Source organism: Micromonospora antibiotica (genome assembly GCF_017599305.1).
Taxonomy (GTDB): domain Bacteria; phylum Actinomycetota; class Actinomycetes; order Mycobacteriales; family Micromonosporaceae; genus Micromonospora; species Micromonospora antibiotica.
Window position 1 is genome coordinate 35,419 of the sequence record NZ_JAGFWR010000018.1, and the last position, 13,746, is coordinate 49,164.

General features: G+C 73.7%; 16 protein-coding genes. 10 read left to right on the top strand and 6 right to left on the bottom strand.

The window, feature by feature from the left end; all coding sequences use genetic code 11:
- Positions 1-186: 186 nt before the first annotated feature.
- Together JQN83_RS23975 and JQN83_RS33880 are read right to left on the bottom strand one after the other, a co-directional pair.
- Positions 187-1,137 (bottom strand): TIGR03557 family F420-dependent LLM class oxidoreductase, encoded by a 951-nt coding sequence (locus JQN83_RS23975; protein WP_208569412.1) that lies wholly within the window; start codon positions 1,135-1,137, stop codon positions 187-189.
- 78 nt (positions 1,138-1,215) lie between these two features.
- Positions 1,216-1,341: a hypothetical protein gene (locus tag JQN83_RS33880; RefSeq protein ID WP_255470159.1), complete on the bottom strand. Its 126-nt coding sequence runs from the start codon at positions 1,339-1,341 to the stop codon at positions 1,216-1,218.
- Positions 1,342-1,480: 139 nt separating this feature from the next.
- Here JQN83_RS33880 and JQN83_RS23980 point away from each other — a divergent pair, with 139 nt between their 5' ends.
- Positions 1,481-2,968: a glycoside hydrolase family 3 protein gene (locus tag JQN83_RS23980; RefSeq protein WP_208569413.1), complete on the top strand. Its 1,488-nt coding sequence runs from the start codon at positions 1,481-1,483 to the stop codon at positions 2,966-2,968.
- Positions 2,969-3,088: 120 nt separating this feature from the next.
- Here the strand turns inward: JQN83_RS23980 and JQN83_RS23985 are convergent, their stop codons facing one another.
- Positions 3,089-4,315, bottom strand: a complete 1,227-nt coding sequence (locus JQN83_RS23985) for a cysteine desulfurase-like protein (protein WP_208569414.1) — start codon at positions 4,313-4,315, stop codon at positions 3,089-3,091.
- 81 nt (positions 4,316-4,396) lie between these two features.
- Between JQN83_RS23985 and JQN83_RS23990 the strand changes: the two genes are divergently transcribed.
- From JQN83_RS23990 to JQN83_RS24020, 7 genes are all read left to right on the top strand, one after another.
- Positions 4,397-4,759 (top strand): hypothetical protein, encoded by a 363-nt coding sequence (locus JQN83_RS23990; protein WP_208569415.1) that lies wholly within the window; start codon positions 4,397-4,399, stop codon positions 4,757-4,759.
- Positions 4,760-4,818: 59 nt separating this feature from the next.
- Entirely contained in the window at positions 4,819-5,640 is an 822-nt protein-coding gene (locus JQN83_RS23995; RefSeq protein ID WP_208569416.1) for a DUF1206 domain-containing protein, read from the top strand.
- 80 nt (positions 5,641-5,720) lie between these two features.
- Positions 5,721-6,959 (top strand): mechanosensitive ion channel family protein, encoded by a 1,239-nt coding sequence (locus JQN83_RS24000; protein ID WP_208569417.1) that lies wholly within the window; start codon positions 5,721-5,723, stop codon positions 6,957-6,959.
- Positions 6,960-7,185: 226 nt separating this feature from the next.
- Complete coding sequence (locus JQN83_RS24005) at positions 7,186-7,620, top strand: phage holin family protein (protein WP_208569418.1); 435 nt, start codon at positions 7,186-7,188, stop codon at positions 7,618-7,620.
- The gene (locus JQN83_RS24010) at positions 7,617-7,982 is read left to right on the top strand and encodes a DUF3618 domain-containing protein (protein ID WP_208569419.1); all 366 of its coding nucleotides are present in this window, start codon (positions 7,617-7,619) and stop codon (positions 7,980-7,982) included. The genes JQN83_RS24005 and JQN83_RS24010 overlap by 4 nt, the downstream gene beginning before the upstream one ends.
- Complete coding sequence (locus JQN83_RS24015) at positions 7,979-8,251, top strand: DUF4235 domain-containing protein (RefSeq protein ID WP_208569420.1); 273 nt, start codon at positions 7,979-7,981, stop codon at positions 8,249-8,251. The genes JQN83_RS24010 and JQN83_RS24015 overlap by 4 nt, the downstream gene beginning before the upstream one ends.
- 360 nt (positions 8,252-8,611) lie before the next feature.
- Positions 8,612-8,815: a cold-shock protein gene (locus JQN83_RS24020; RefSeq protein WP_067306996.1), complete on the top strand. Its 204-nt coding sequence runs from the start codon at positions 8,612-8,614 to the stop codon at positions 8,813-8,815.
- A gap of 110 nt (positions 8,816-8,925) precedes the next feature.
- Here JQN83_RS24020 and JQN83_RS24025 read toward each other — a convergent pair whose 3' ends face one another.
- Positions 8,926-9,120: a hypothetical protein gene (locus tag JQN83_RS24025; RefSeq protein WP_208569421.1), complete on the bottom strand. Its 195-nt coding sequence runs from the start codon at positions 9,118-9,120 to the stop codon at positions 8,926-8,928.
- An 85-nt stretch (positions 9,121-9,205) separates the two neighbouring features.
- Positions 9,206-10,189, bottom strand: coding sequence for an aldo/keto reductase (locus JQN83_RS24030; protein WP_208569422.1), 984 nt, complete (start codon positions 10,187-10,189; stop codon positions 9,206-9,208).
- An 85-nt stretch (positions 10,190-10,274) separates the two neighbouring features.
- On the opposite strand from JQN83_RS24030, the gene JQN83_RS24035 reads away from it, so the two are divergent.
- Positions 10,275-11,069, top strand: a complete 795-nt coding sequence (locus JQN83_RS24035; protein WP_208569423.1) for a trans-aconitate 2-methyltransferase — start codon at positions 10,275-10,277, stop codon at positions 11,067-11,069.
- Positions 11,066-12,085, top strand: a complete 1,020-nt coding sequence (locus JQN83_RS24040) for an adenosine deaminase (protein ID WP_208569424.1) — start codon at positions 11,066-11,068, stop codon at positions 12,083-12,085. Before JQN83_RS24035 ends, JQN83_RS24040 begins: the two co-directional genes overlap by 4 nt.
- A gap of 243 nt (positions 12,086-12,328) precedes the next feature.
- On the opposite strand, the gene JQN83_RS24045 is transcribed toward JQN83_RS24040, so the two are convergent.
- Entirely contained in the window at positions 12,329-13,729 is a 1,401-nt protein-coding gene (locus JQN83_RS24045) for a HAMP domain-containing sensor histidine kinase (RefSeq protein ID WP_208569425.1), read from the bottom strand.
- Positions 13,730-13,746 lie beyond the last annotated feature (17 nt).

A 13,746-nucleotide genomic window follows, 5' to 3' on the forward strand; every position in this document is an offset into this window, starting at 1 on the left:
AGGGCCGGAGGTACCCGGGGGCATCGATGCCGAAACCGCTCCCACCGGATCGGACCCACCGCCCACGGGGGCCGGTACGTCGCAGGTCAGGCGTCGTGACCGGGCGCGCACGCGCGATCGACCACGGGTCACCGACGGCGGTGTGCGTCGGTGACCCGTGGTCGATCGTGGTCGGTGGGGGAGGGGTCAGCGGAGGTGGGGGAGCACCTCACGCTGGTAGAGGTCGAACAGGCCCTGCCAGTGCGGGCCGGCGTTGCCCACGTAGACCTCGTCGAAGCCGGCCTTGGCGTACCGGTCGATCATCTCGAGGTGGGCGTCGGCGCTGTTGCCGCAGACGAAGCCCTGCCGCACCTGCTCCGGGGTGACCAGTTGGGCCGCCTGCTCGAAGTGCCGGGGGGAGGGCAGCACCTGGGACAACTCGCCCGGCACCCCGGCGTTGGGCCACGTCTCGTACGCGATCCGGGCGCCCTCGTCCTCGGTGTCGGCGTACGCGGCCTTGAAGCCGGCCTGGCACGGCTTGTCGCCGCCGCCGTTGTCCCGGAACCGGCTGACCAGGTCGCCGTCGGGCATCATGCTCACGTAGCCGTCGCCGATCCGGGCGGCCAGGTCGACGGCCTTGGGTCCGAAGCCGGAGACGTACACCGGCGGGGGTGTGTCGGGCAGCGTGTAGATGCGGGCGTGCTCCACCGTGTAGTGCCGGCCGTGGTGGTTGACGAAGTCGCCCCGCCACAGCTCCCGCAGCACCGCGACGGCCTCCTCCAGCATGTCCAGCCGGACGTCGGTCTGCGGCCAGGCGTCGCCGAGGATGTGCTCGTTGAGCGCCTCGCCGGTGCCGACGCCGAGGACGAACCGGCCGGAGTGCATGACGGCGCTGGTCGCCGCGGCCTGCGCCAGTACCGCCGGGTGGATGCGGACCGTGGGGCAGGTCACCGCCGTGCTCACCGGTAACGAGGTGACCTGGCTCAGCGCTCCGATGACGGACCAGACGAAGGGGCTCTGCCCCTGGGCGTCCGTCCACGGGTGGTAGTGGTCGGAGATCCACAGTGCCTGGAAACCGGCCCGCTCGGCCCCCCGGGCCTGCTCCAGCAGTTGCGCCGGGGTGAACTCCTCACTGGACAGGAAGTAACCGATCTTCATGGTGTCCCCTCGCCGGGACGCCGCCGGGTGCGGCGTGACCTCCGCTAGCGGTACCCCGGGTGGTGGGGGATCAGTCGGTCAGCGGCGGCCGAACATGGCGCGGATCGCGGCCAGCAGCAGCAACCCGCCGACCACCAGGCCGAGCAGGCGTACGCCGGGGATGTCGGCCGGTGAGGTGGCGTCGGCGAGCGGCGGCAGGTCCATCCCCGCACTGTCGCATGCCGCCCCGACCGACGCCAGACAGTAACAGTAAGGTTTATTGACTATTACGTCGCCCGGTGTGACCATGGCAGCACCGCGACGGCACCGGGCCGTCGACACGCGACGGGGGTACCGGGGCCGGATGAACGAGCGCAACCTGGCGGGGCTGGCCGCCACCGTCCTGCAACCCGGCTTCGTCGGCACCACCCCGCCCGACTGGGTCTGCCGGTGGCTCGCCGACGGGCTCGGCGCGGTGGTGCTGTTCGCCCGCAACGTCGTCGACCCCGAGCAGGTGGCCGCGCTCACCGCGACGCTGCGCGCCGAGCGCCCCGACGTGCTGGTGGCCATCGACGAGGAGGCCGGCGACGTCACCCGGATCGAGTCCGGCCGGGGCAGCTCCCGACCCGGCAACCTCGCCCTCGGCGCCGTCGACGACCCCGCCCTCACCGAGGAGGTGGCCCGCGACCTCGGTGTCGAACTCGCCGACCTCGGCATCACCCTCAACTACGCGCCGGACGCCGATGTCAACATCAACCCGGCCAACCCGGTGATCGGGGTGCGTTCCTTCGGCGCCGACCCGCAGCTGGTGGCCCGGCACACCGCCGCCTGGGTACGCGGCCTCCAGTCCGCCGCGGTGGCCGCCTGCGCCAAGCACTTCCCCGGCCACGGCGACACCCGGGTCGACTCCCACCACGACCTGCCCCGGATCGCCGCCAGCCGGGCCCGGCTCGACGCCGGCGAGCTGGTCCCCTTCCGGGCCGCCGTCGCCGCCGGGGTGCAGGCGGTGATGACCGGGCACCTGCTGGTCCCCGCCCTCGACCCCGACCTGCCGGCCACCCTCAGCCCCCGCATCCTCGGTGACCTGCTCCGCGAGGAACTGGGCTTCTCCGGCGTGGTGGTCACCGACGCGGTGGAGATGCGCGCCGTCGCCGACCGGTACGGCTTCGCCGGCACCGCCGTACGGGCCCTCGCCGCCGGAGCGGACGCGATCTGCGTCGGCGGCGAACGCGCCGACGAGGCCACCGCCCGCTACCTGCGCGACGCGATCGTGGCCGCGGTCCTCGCCGGTGAGCTGCCCGAGGAACGCCTCGCCGAGGCCGCCAAGCGGGTCGGTCAGCTCGCCGAGTGGAGCACCGCCGCCCGCGCCGGCCGGCCCGCCCACGCCCCGCGCCCCGCCGACGGCTCACCGGTCGGCCTGACCGCCGCCCGGCGGGCGCTGCGGGTCAGCGGCGACGCGGTCGGCCGGCTGCCGTTGACCGCCGCCGCGCACGTGGTCGAGTTCGCCGCGCCACACAACATCGCGATCGGCGCGGAGACCCCGTGGGGGCTCGGGGCACCCCTGGCCGACCTGATTCCCGGCACCACCACCGTCCGGCTCACCGAGGCCGACCTGCCTGCCGACCCGACCGCCGCGGCGGCCGGCCGACCGCTGGTGCTGGTGGTACGGGACCTGCACCGGCACCCCTGGATGCGGGCCGCGGTCGACCGGGCGTTGGACACCCGGCCGGACGCCGTCGTGGTCGAACTGGGCCTGCCCGAGCTGGTCACCGGCGGGCTGCACCTGGCCACCCACGGCGCGACCCGGGCCGCCGCCCGGGCCGCCGCCGAACTGCTCACCGGAGCCCGCTGACCCGGCCCCGCCGGCCCGCCCCGGCGGCCTGACGCCGCCGGCCCGGCCCCGCCGACCCTCCCCGCCGAACCACCCGGCCGAACCGCCGGTTCAGCGGCCAGGCCGGTCGGCCCCGGCGGTTCAGCGGGCCGCCGGTTCCCCCTGGTCGGTGAGCCGGTCCAGCTCGGCCAGCAACCGGTCCACCTCGTCGAGGGTGTTGTAGTGGTAGACGCTCGCCCGGACGGCACCGCCGCTGTCGCGCCACCCGAGCGCCTGGAAGTACTCGTAGGCGTAGTAGTCGCCGCTGGACAGGCAGAGCCCGGCGGCGCCGAGCGCGGCGGCCAGCCCGGCCGGCGTCCACCCGGCCAGCCGGAACGACACCGTCGGGCAGCGGCGTGCCCCGGCCGGCAGGACGGTCACCGCCGGGCGGGCGGCCAGCCCGGCGGCCAGTCGGGCGAAGACCGACCCCTCGTGCGCCTGGGCGGCGGCCAGGCCGGCCCGGATCCGCGACCGGCGGTCCCCGGTCGCCGTCGGGTCCAGCCCGGCCAGGTGGTCGACGGCGGCGGCCACCCCGGCGAGCAGCGGGAAGCTCGGGGTGCCGGCCTCGAACCGGTCGGGCACCGCGTCGGAGGAGGGGATCAGCTTGGCCGGGTGCAGCCCCGCCCAGCGGGCCGGGTCGGCCACCACCGCCCCCAGGTGCGGCCCGGACCACTTGTAGGCGCTGGTGACCAGGAAGTCGGCACCCGAGGCGGCCAGGTCGGTCGGACCGTGCGGCACCGAGTGCACCCCGTCCACACAGACCAGCGCGCCGACCGCGTGTGCCGCCGCGGCGATCGCCGCCACGTCCGGCATGGTGCCGGTGGCGTTGCTGCCGGCGGTCACCGCGACCAGCCGGGTCCGCTCGCCGACCAGGTCGGTGAACTGCCCGGCGGGCAGTTCACCGGTGCCCGGGTCGAACTCCGCCCAGCGGACGGTCGCCCCCGCCGCCTCGGCCGCCTGCACCCAGGGCCGCACGTTGGCGTCGTGGTCGAGCCGGGAGACCACCACCTCGTCCCCGGGACCCCAGTCCGCACCCAGCGTCCGGGCCAGGGTGTACGTCAGCGTCGTCGCGCTCGACCCCAGCACCACCCCCTCCGGTGCGCCGCCGAGCAGATCGGCCACCGCCGTGCGGGCCTGCGTCACCAGCTCCAGCGAACGCCGGCCGGGCACGGAGGCGGTGCTGCGGTTGCCCACCGCGAGGCGCATGGCGTCGGCCACCGCGTCGATCACCGGTTGCGGGGTCTGGGTGCCACCGGCACCGTCGAAGTGGGCGAAGCCCTCGGCGAGCGCGGGGTACGCGGCCCGGGTCCGGGTGATGTCGATCGGCATGCCGGGACCCTAGCCCGCCCGCCACCAGGCCGGAGATCCACCCGGGTGGTGGGCTGGGCCACGTCTCGTACCCTTGGTGGGGTGACGAAGCGAAGCGCCACCGCCCCCACCCCCCTCCGTCGGACCGCCGGCCTGCTGGCCGGCCTGGCGCTCGGCGTGGCCGTGCTGGCCGGATGCAGCTCGGACGGCGCCGACACCGACTGCGGGCTGGACGCCTGCACGGTCACCTTCGACCGGGGTGTCGACGCCCGCGCCTCCATCCTCGGCGTCGAGGCGAAGCTGATCGGCGCGCAGGGTGACCAGGTCACCGTCGAGGTGGCCGGCGAGCAGCTCTCGTTGACCATCGGCCAGCAGGCCACCGAGGTGGGCGGTTTCGCGGTCACCCTGGACAGCGTCACCGACCAGCAGGTGCAGATCCGGGTGTCGCGCAACGCCGGCAGCTGACCTGCCCCGGGCCGGCGGCACCACGTTTGGGGATCTTCCCGAACGGAGATTGTGGGCCCATGTCTCTCACCCGGAACGCCCAAGCCACCGCTAGCCGCACCGCGGACAGCCGCTGGCTGGAACTCCTCGCCCGGGCCGGTTTCATCGGCTACGGGATCGTCCACCTGCTCTTCGCCTGGGTCATCCTCCAGATCGCCTTCGCCGGCTCCGGCGAGGAGGGCAACCAGAACGGTGCCCTGCGCGCCCTGGGCGCCCAGCCGATGGGCAAGTTCCTGCTGATCGCGATCGCCGTCGGCCTGATCGCGATGGCCATCTGGCAGGCGCTGGAGGCGGCCGTCGGCCACCACGCCAAGCGCGGCAAGGAACGTCTCTTCGAGCGGATCGCCTCGGTCGTGCGTACCGTCGTCTTCCTCTGGCTCGCCTGGACCTCGATCAAGGTGGTGCAGGACGCCAGCTCCAACAGCGCCGACCAGCAGGAGCAGTTCAGCGAGAAGCTGATGGCCTCCAGCGGCGGCCGTGGTCTGGTCGGGTTCGCCGGCCTGGTGCTCGCCGCCGTCGGCATCGGCATGGTGATCTACGGCTACAAGAAGAAGTTCGAGCGGAACCTCAAGACCAACGAGATGAACGGCAAGACCCGGCAGACGGTCCGCCGGCTGGGCATGGCCGGTTACATCGCCCGGGGTGCGGTGTTCGCCGTCGCCGGCCTGCTGATCGTGGTCGCGGCGATCAACTACGACCCGGAGAAGGCCCGTGGCCTGGACGCCGCGCTGCGCACCCTGCGGGACCAGCCGTACGGGCCGTTCATCCTGGCGCTGATGGCGCTCGGCATCGCCGCCTTCGGGGTCTACTGCTTCTTCCAGTCCCGGTTCCGCAAGATCTGAGCCTGGTCGATACCGGAAACGCCGGGCACCATTGGGCCTTTGCCCGATTGCGATCAGCCCGGCCGGAGGGAGACAACCACGTGCAGGACTACCTCGAGACGATCGCCGCCGCGGCCACCGCGGCGGCGATCGCGCTGTTGCTCGTCGAGGTGGTACACCGGGTGATCCGGCGGCTGGGCCGCCGGTCCCACCTGATGACCGAGTTGACCGCACACGTGCACCGGCCGTTGCAGGTCGCCGGCACGGTGGTGGCCGTCCAGTTCGCGGTCCGCTGGACCACCGGCTACGCGGTGGGCACCGGGTGGCGGCAGGCCGTGCTGCACATCCTGGTGCTGGGGGTGGTCGCCGCGGTGGCCTGGCTGGTCGCCTCGTTGCTGGTGGTGGCGGAGGACACCGCGTTGGCCCGCTTCCTGCGGGTCGACGTGCCCGACAACCGGCACGTCCGGCGGGTACGCACCCAGGTGGTGCTGCTGCGCCGGTTGACGATCGTGGTGATCGTCGTGCTCGCCGTCGGTGTGATGCTGATGACCTTCCCCGCGGTACGGGGCATCGGCGCGGGCGTGCTCACCAGCGCCGGCCTGGTCGGTGTGGTCGCCGCGCTGGCCGCGCAGAGCCTGCTCGGCAACGTCATCGCCGGCCTCCAGCTCGCCTTCAGCGACGCGGTCCGCCTCGACGACGTGGTGGTGGTCGAGGGGGAGTGGGGCCGGATCGAGGAGTTGACGCTCAGCTACGTGGTGGTCCAGATCTGGGACGACCGGCGGCTGATCCTGCCCACCTCCTACTTCACCAGCACCCCGTTCCAGAACTGGACCCGGACCGAGGCGGCGGTCCTCGGCACCGCCGAGTTCCACCTCGACTGGTCGGTGCCGGTGCAGTCGATGCGGGAGGAGCTGCGTCGGCTGGTGGAGAGCACCGACCTGTGGGACGGTCGGGTCTGCGTGCTCCAGGTCACCGACGCCACCGGCGGCGCGATCAAGGTACGAGCCCTGGTCAGCGCCGCCGACGCCGGCAGCCTGTGGGACCTGCGCTGCCTGGTGCGCGAGCACCTGGTCGGCTGGGTCCGCGACCACCGCCCCACCGCGCTGCCCCGGACCCGTACCGAGCTGGGGGACTCCTCGGGCAGCCTGCCCTGGCAGTGGGTGCAGCCGCGCCGGCCGGCCCGCCGCCGGTCCGAGGGCGAGGTGCCCGACGACGCCCGGGTCTTCGGTGGCAGCGACGACGGCGACGCCCGCAGCGAGGCGTTCGTGGGTCCCGACGGCGACGCCCGCGGCGACGGCGTCGTCGTCGGTGCCGACCATGGTGTCGCCGGCCGCCGCTGAGCCGATCCGCCGGCCGGCGCTGAGCCGGGTGGAAGTGCCGCCGGCCGCCGCCGGGCCGTCACACAGCCCCCGTGACAGTTGGTCGCGGGGGCTGTGTCGGTCCCGCTTCCGCGTTTCGCCGGACGATCCGGGCCCACCTGGGGTCAGATGTGGTTGGTCACCGTGTGCAGGATTGACGGACGGCGGCTCCGGGCATACAGCGCGGTGATGACGAAAGGAGGACAGCATGGCTGACGTCGCGAACCACCGTACGTCCCGGACCGGGAGCGAGCCGTCCACCGCCGAACTGGTGCAGCGGGCCACCGAGCAGGTCTCCCGACTGGTCCGGGACGAGTTGGCCCTGGCCCGGGCGGAGCTGACCCAGAAGGGCAGGCACGCCGGGATCGGGATCGGCCTCTTCGGCGGGGGCGGGGCGCTGGCCCTGTACGGGCTCGGCGCACTGGTCGCCGCCGCGATCCTGCTGCTGGCTCTGGTGCTACCCGCCTGGGCGGCGGCGTTGATCGTGGCGGTGGTGCTCTTCCTCATCGCCGGGGTGCTCGCCCTGGTCGGGAAGAAGCAGGTCAGCCAGGCGGTCCCCCCGATGCCGGAGGCGACCGTGCGTAGTGTCCGCGCGGACGTGGACACCGTCACCGCCGCGGTGAAGGACAGGGGACGGGCATGACCGGCACGACAGGAAGCAACGGCAACGGCAACGGGACCGGAGACACCGAGGCGCTGCGCGAGGAGATCCGGCGGACCCGGGTGGAGTTGGGCGAGACGATGGAGATGCTGGCCGCCAAGGCCGACGTCAAGGCCCGGTTGAAGGACTCGGCGGAGCAGGCGAAGGAGCGGGTGCGTGAGCAGGCCGCGCTGACCGTGGCTCGGGTACGGGGCCAGGCGGCGCAGGGTGTCGACCTCGCGCGGGCCCAGGCGTACGACACGTCGGTGGCGGTCCGGCGCGATCCGGTGCCGTGGGCGACGATAGCGGCCGGTGCGGTGGCCGCGGTGGTGGTGTTGTTGATCATTCGGGGGAGGCGCAGGTGAGCAAGGGCATCAGCAGGACCGCGTACAAGCCGGTCGGGGTGTTGCTGGGACTGGCGGCCGGCGCGCTGGCCGGAACGATCTTCCGGCAGGTGTGGAAGGCGACCGCCGGGGACGGTGAGGCACCCGACCCGACCGACGAGGACCGCCGCTGGGGCGAGATCCTCGCGGCGGCGGCGTTGCAGGGGGCGATCTTCTCCGTCGTCCGGGCGGCGGTGGACCGGGGCGGCGCGGTCGGCGTACGACGGTTGACCGGGCGCTGGCCCGACTGACCCGTCCCGGTGCGCGCCACCGTGGCCGGCGCGGCGACCGCGCCAGCCACGACGGCGGCCCTCCGGTCCGGTGACGACGACCTGTGGCCCCCCGACCCATCGACGGGCGGGGGGCCTTTTGCCTGGCTTTGCCGAGCCGGTCAGCAATCGTCGGGCATCCGTCAGGTCACATGTCGAAGAATTTCGTCGATTAGGCTGTGCAGAGTTTTTGGGTACGTGGTTTGCTGATCCCCGCTGTTGCGAGACGGCGTCGGCACGGAGCGGTCTTCCCCTCGTGGGCGGCTGCCCGGGTCACCGCTGCTCGAAACGGCCAATCGGCCGCACGGCGTGCTCGGCCGCCAGTTTTAGAAGGAGATACACATGGCGCAGGGAACCGTGAAGTGGTTCAACGCTGACAAGGGCTTCGGCTTCATCACCGTCGATGGCGGGGGTGCTGACGTGTTCGTCCACTTCTCGGCGATCCAGTCCAGCGGCTACCGCTCGCTGGAGGAGAACCAGCGGGTGGAGTTCGAGATCGCCCAGGGTCAGAAGGGTCCGCAGGCCGAGCAGGTCCGCCCCCTCTGAGCGAAGCCGGTCGGCTAACGCCAGCCCGGGTGATCCGGCCAGCCGGATCAACGAGAAGCCCCGTGTCCACCTCAGGACGCGGGGCTTTCCGCATCGCGCGGCTGCCCGGGTCAGGGCAGCCGGCGGGCGCGCAGGCCGCGCCGCAGCAGCACCAGCCCGGCCAGCACCAGCAGCACCCCGGCGACGGCCCAGAACGGTTGGTCGCTCATCAGGCTGCCGTCGAGATAGCCGAGGCCCTGGACGGTCCAGACGGCACCGACCACCACGGCCAGCAGGCCCAGGGTGAGCGTGAGCCACCCTCTCACCGGTCCCCCCTCCCCGGGTCGGAGCCGACCCGGTCACCAGGATGCGGGCCGGGCCGGGCCGATGCGACGACCCGGCCGGCGTGGCTCACCACCGGTCGTGCACCCGGGGGCGGACCAGCTCGTCGTAGACCGACCGGACGGTGTCGAGTTCGGTCGCCGTCAGCGCGGGGGCGTCGGCCGCGGCGGCGTTGCCGCGGGCCTGCTCCGGGTTGCGGGCACCGGGGATGACCACGGTCACCCCGGGCTGGTCGATGATCCAGCGCAGGGCGAACTGGGCCATCGTGCGTCCGTCGCCGACCAGCGGGGCGAGCCGACGCACCACGGTCAGGCCGAGGTCGAAGTCGACGCCGGAGAAGGTCTCGCCGACGTCGAAGCTCTCCCCGTGCCGGTTGTAGGTGCGGTGGTCGTCGGCGGCGAAGGTGGTGTGCTCGTCGTAGCGGCCGGAGAGCAGGCCGCTGGCCAGTGGCACCCGGGCGATGATCCCGACGCCGGCCGCGGCGGCGGCCGGCAGCACCTCGTCGAGGGGCTTGAGCCGGACCGCGTTCAGGATGATCTGGACGCTGGCCACCCCCGGCCGGGCGATCGCGGTGAGCGCCTGGTCGCAGGTCTCGACGCTGACGCCGTACCCGGCGATGCGCTTCTCGGCGACCAGGGTGTCGAGGCCGTCGAAGACCCGGTCGTCGGCGAAGACCTCGGTCGGCGGGCAGTGCAGCTGCACCAGGTCGAGGGTGTCCACGTCGAGGTTGGCCCGGGACCGGTCGGTCCAGGCCCGGAAGTTGTCCAGGGTGTACGCCTGCGGCGTCTGCTCGACCCGGCGGCCCATCTTGGTGGCGACGGTCAGCCCGTGCCCGGGGTTGTCCCGCAGGAACCGCCCGATCAGCTGTTCGCTGCGGCCGTCGCCGTAGACGTCGGCGGTGTCGAGGAAGGTGACGCCGGACTCCACGGCGGCGTCGAGGACGGCCCGGGCGTCGCTCTCGCTGACCTGTCCCCAGTCCGCGCCGAGCTGCCAGGCCCCGAGACCGACCACACCCACCTGCCGGCCGAGCCGGTCGAAGCTGCGCTGTTCCATGTGGTGAAGCCTAGTGACCAGGTTGCCGGGGCGCAGCGTGGGCCGTACCGTCGCAACAAAACGTACGTACGGTATGGGGGCAGTCATGTGGGACCCGACCAGCTATCTCCGCTACGGCGACGAACGGTCCCGGCCGTTCCACGACCTGCTCGCCCGGGTCGGGGCGGAGCACCCACGCGCCGTCGTCGACCTCGGCTGCGGGCCGGGCACCCTGACCGCGACCCTCGCCCACCGCTGGCCGGCCGCCCGGATCGCCGGCCTCGACTCGTCCCCCGAGATGATCGACCGGGCCCGCACGCTCGACACCACCGTCGACTTCACCGTCGGTGACGTCGCCGACTGGCGGCCCGCCCCCGACGTGGACGTGCTGGTCGCCAACGCGGTGCTCCAGTGGGTGCCCGACCACCCGGCCCTGCTACGCCGCTGGGCCGGCGCACTGCCGCCCGGTGGGTGGCTCGCCTTCCAGGTCCCCGGCAACTTCGCCGGCCCCGCACACCGGGCGCTGCGCGAGGTCGCCGAAGACCCCCGCTGGGCGGCCACCGTCCGGCCGTTGCTGCGCGAGGACCCCGTCGACGACCCGATCGGGTACGCCGACGCGCTGACCGCCGCCGGCTGCGCCGTCGACGCCTGGGAAACCACCTACCTGCACCTGCTGCCCGCCGGTGCCGACGCCGAACACCCCGTGCTGAGCTGGCTGGACGGCACCGCCCTGCGCCCCGTGCGGGCGGTGCTCGACGACACCGCCCTGGCCGACTTCCGCGCCACGCTGGCAGCCCGGTTGGCCCACGCGTACCCGGTACGGCAGGGTCAGGTGTACTTCCCGTTCCGTCGGATCTTCGTGGTCGCCCGCACGGGTGCCCGTCAAGAGGAGCAGCAGTGACCGACCTGTCCGCCTTCATCGCCGAACTGCCCAAGGTGGAGCTGCACGTGCACCACGTGGGCTCCGCGTCCCCCCGGATCGTCGCCGAACTGGCCGCCCGGCACGAGGGACGCAGCCCCGTCCCGGCGGACCCGGACGCCCTCGCCGACTACTTCGCGTTCCGCGACTTCGCCCATTTCATCGAGGTCTACCTCAGCGTCGTCGACCTGATCCGCGACCCCGACGACGTCTGGCTGCTCACCCACGAGGTGGCCCGCGAACTGGCCCGCCAGCAGGTCCGCTACGCCGAGCTGACCGTCACCCCCTACTCGCACGTGCGCCGGGGCATCCCCGCACCGGCGTTCTGCGAGGCCATCGAGGACGCCCGCCGCCGCGCCGAGGCCGACTTCGGCATCGCGCTGCGCTGGTGCTTCGACATCCCCGGCGAGGCCGGCCTACCGGCAGCCGAGGAGACCCTGCGGATCAGCCTCGACGAGCGCCCCGACGGGCTGGTCGCCTTCGGCCTCGGCGGCCCCGAGATCGGCGTACCCCGGCCGCAGTTCAAGCCGTACTTCGACCAGGCACGGGCGGCCGGGCTGCACTCGGTCCCGCACGCCGGGGAGACCACCGGCCCGCAGACCGTCTGGGACGCCCTGCGCGAGTTGGGTGCCGAGCGGATCGGCCACGGCATCTCCGCCGCGCAGGACCCGGAGCTGCTCGCCCACCTGGCCGAGCGGCGCATCCCGCTGGAGGTCTGCCCGACCTCCAACGTGCGCACCCGGGCCGTCGCCCGGATCGAGGAGCACCCGTTGCGGCAACTGGTCGACGCGGGGGTACGGGTCACCATCAACTCCGACGACCCGCCGATGTTCGGCACCACCCTCAACGACGAGTACGCGGTCGCCGCCCGACTGCTCGACACCGGACCGGACGGCCTCGCCGCGCTGGCCCGGGAAGCGGTGTCCGCCTCGTTCCTCGACCCGGCCGGCCAGGCCCGCATCGTCGCCGAGATCGACGCCTTCGTGGCGGCCCACTGACCCACCACGGGGTCGGGAGAAGTGGTGTACACGCGGCGGGAGCTGGTGTGGGGGACCGTGCCCCCGCCGCGCGTACCGATCCACCGGCCGGTGGGTGTCAGGGGCGACAGGCCGGTGGAACTGATGGGTTCGGACAGATCCTGTCAGCCGGCACGTCCCGCGTCGCCGTCGTTAATCCGGATCTAAGGAAACCTTGCGCCGCAGCACAGTCACGGCCGGCGCGACCCGGCCCGGAGGCGGCGCTCAGTCGTCGGTCGGACGCGGCCGGGGCCAGCGGCGGCCACCCTTCTGCTCGCGTGCCTCGCGTGCCATCCGGCCCACCAGACCGAACCGGTTGACCTGCCGGGGCGTCGCCTGCGGATCGGCCAGCAGCATCACCACACTCGCCCCGCCCAGCCGGGCCCGGTCGAGGCTCACCGAGCCGTTGGCCTGCAACGCCACCCGCCGGGCGATGTCCAGCCCCAGCCCGGTCGAGCCCTGGCCGCTGGCACCACGCCGCAACGCCCGGTCCGGGTTGGCGATGCCCGGCCCCGCGTCGTCGATCCGGATCGCCACGTAACCGTCCCGACGGGAGACGGCCACCTCGAACGCGGTGCCCTGCGGGGTGTAGCGGAAGACGTTGCCGATCACCGCGTCCAGGGCGGCGGCCAGCTCGGCCCGGGGCACCAGCACCGGAATCCGGAACTGGGCGCCGCTGACCCGGTGCGGGCGGTTCTGGTCGCCGGCCAGCGCCGCCCAGAACACCATCCGGTCCCGGACCACCTCGCTGACGTCACACTCGGCCGGCCCGGCCTCGTGCGCGACGGACTTACGGGTCGTCTTGATCAGGACGTCGATCTCGCCCTCCAGGGTGACGATCGCCTGCCGGATCCGCCGGATCGTGCGCCGCCGGTCCAGCTCCGCCGGGCTGAACGAGCCGACACTGGTGTCGTCGGAGTCCAGCCCCTCGGCGTCCAACCGCAACACCGTCAACGGGGTACGCAGCCGGTGCGACAGGTCCGCCACCAGTTCCCGCTCGTCGGTGCGGGCCGCCACCAGCCGGTCGGCCATCCGGTTGAACGCGTACCCGGCCTCGGCCAGCTCACGGGGACCGCTCGGCTCGACCCGTACCCCCAGGTCACCGTCGCCGACGGCGAGCGCGGCGCGGACCAGCCCCCGGGTGGAGTCGACGGCGCGCGCGGCGACCCGGTCCACCACGACCACCGCCGCGCCGACCAGTGCCACGGCCACCCCGGTGAGCAGCAGCCAGGTGCCACCCGCCCCCTCGTCGAGGACGGCGGCGGGCACGAAGACCTCGACCACGGCGACCCGGCCGTCGAGCACCACCGGGTCGAGCCGCACCAGCCCACCATCGACGTCGACGACCCGCGACTGCTCCCCGGCGCGGGCCCGCTCCACATCCTCGGCGGAGGCCCGGCCGGCGGGCTGCTCCCCGGCCAGGCCGTGCACCACCGGCCGGGTCGCCGGGTCGTCACCGGTGGCCTCGACCGCACGGCGGACCGTCGCCGGGGCGGTGCTGACGGCGAGCGCGCCCGTGACCATCGCGCCGCGTCGCGCCGCGTCGGCCAGCGCCTCCTCCCGGACCTCACCGCGCAGGGTCAGCCCGAGCGGAACGAGGAACGCCGACGCGACCAGCGCGCACATGCCGGCCGTCAGGGCGG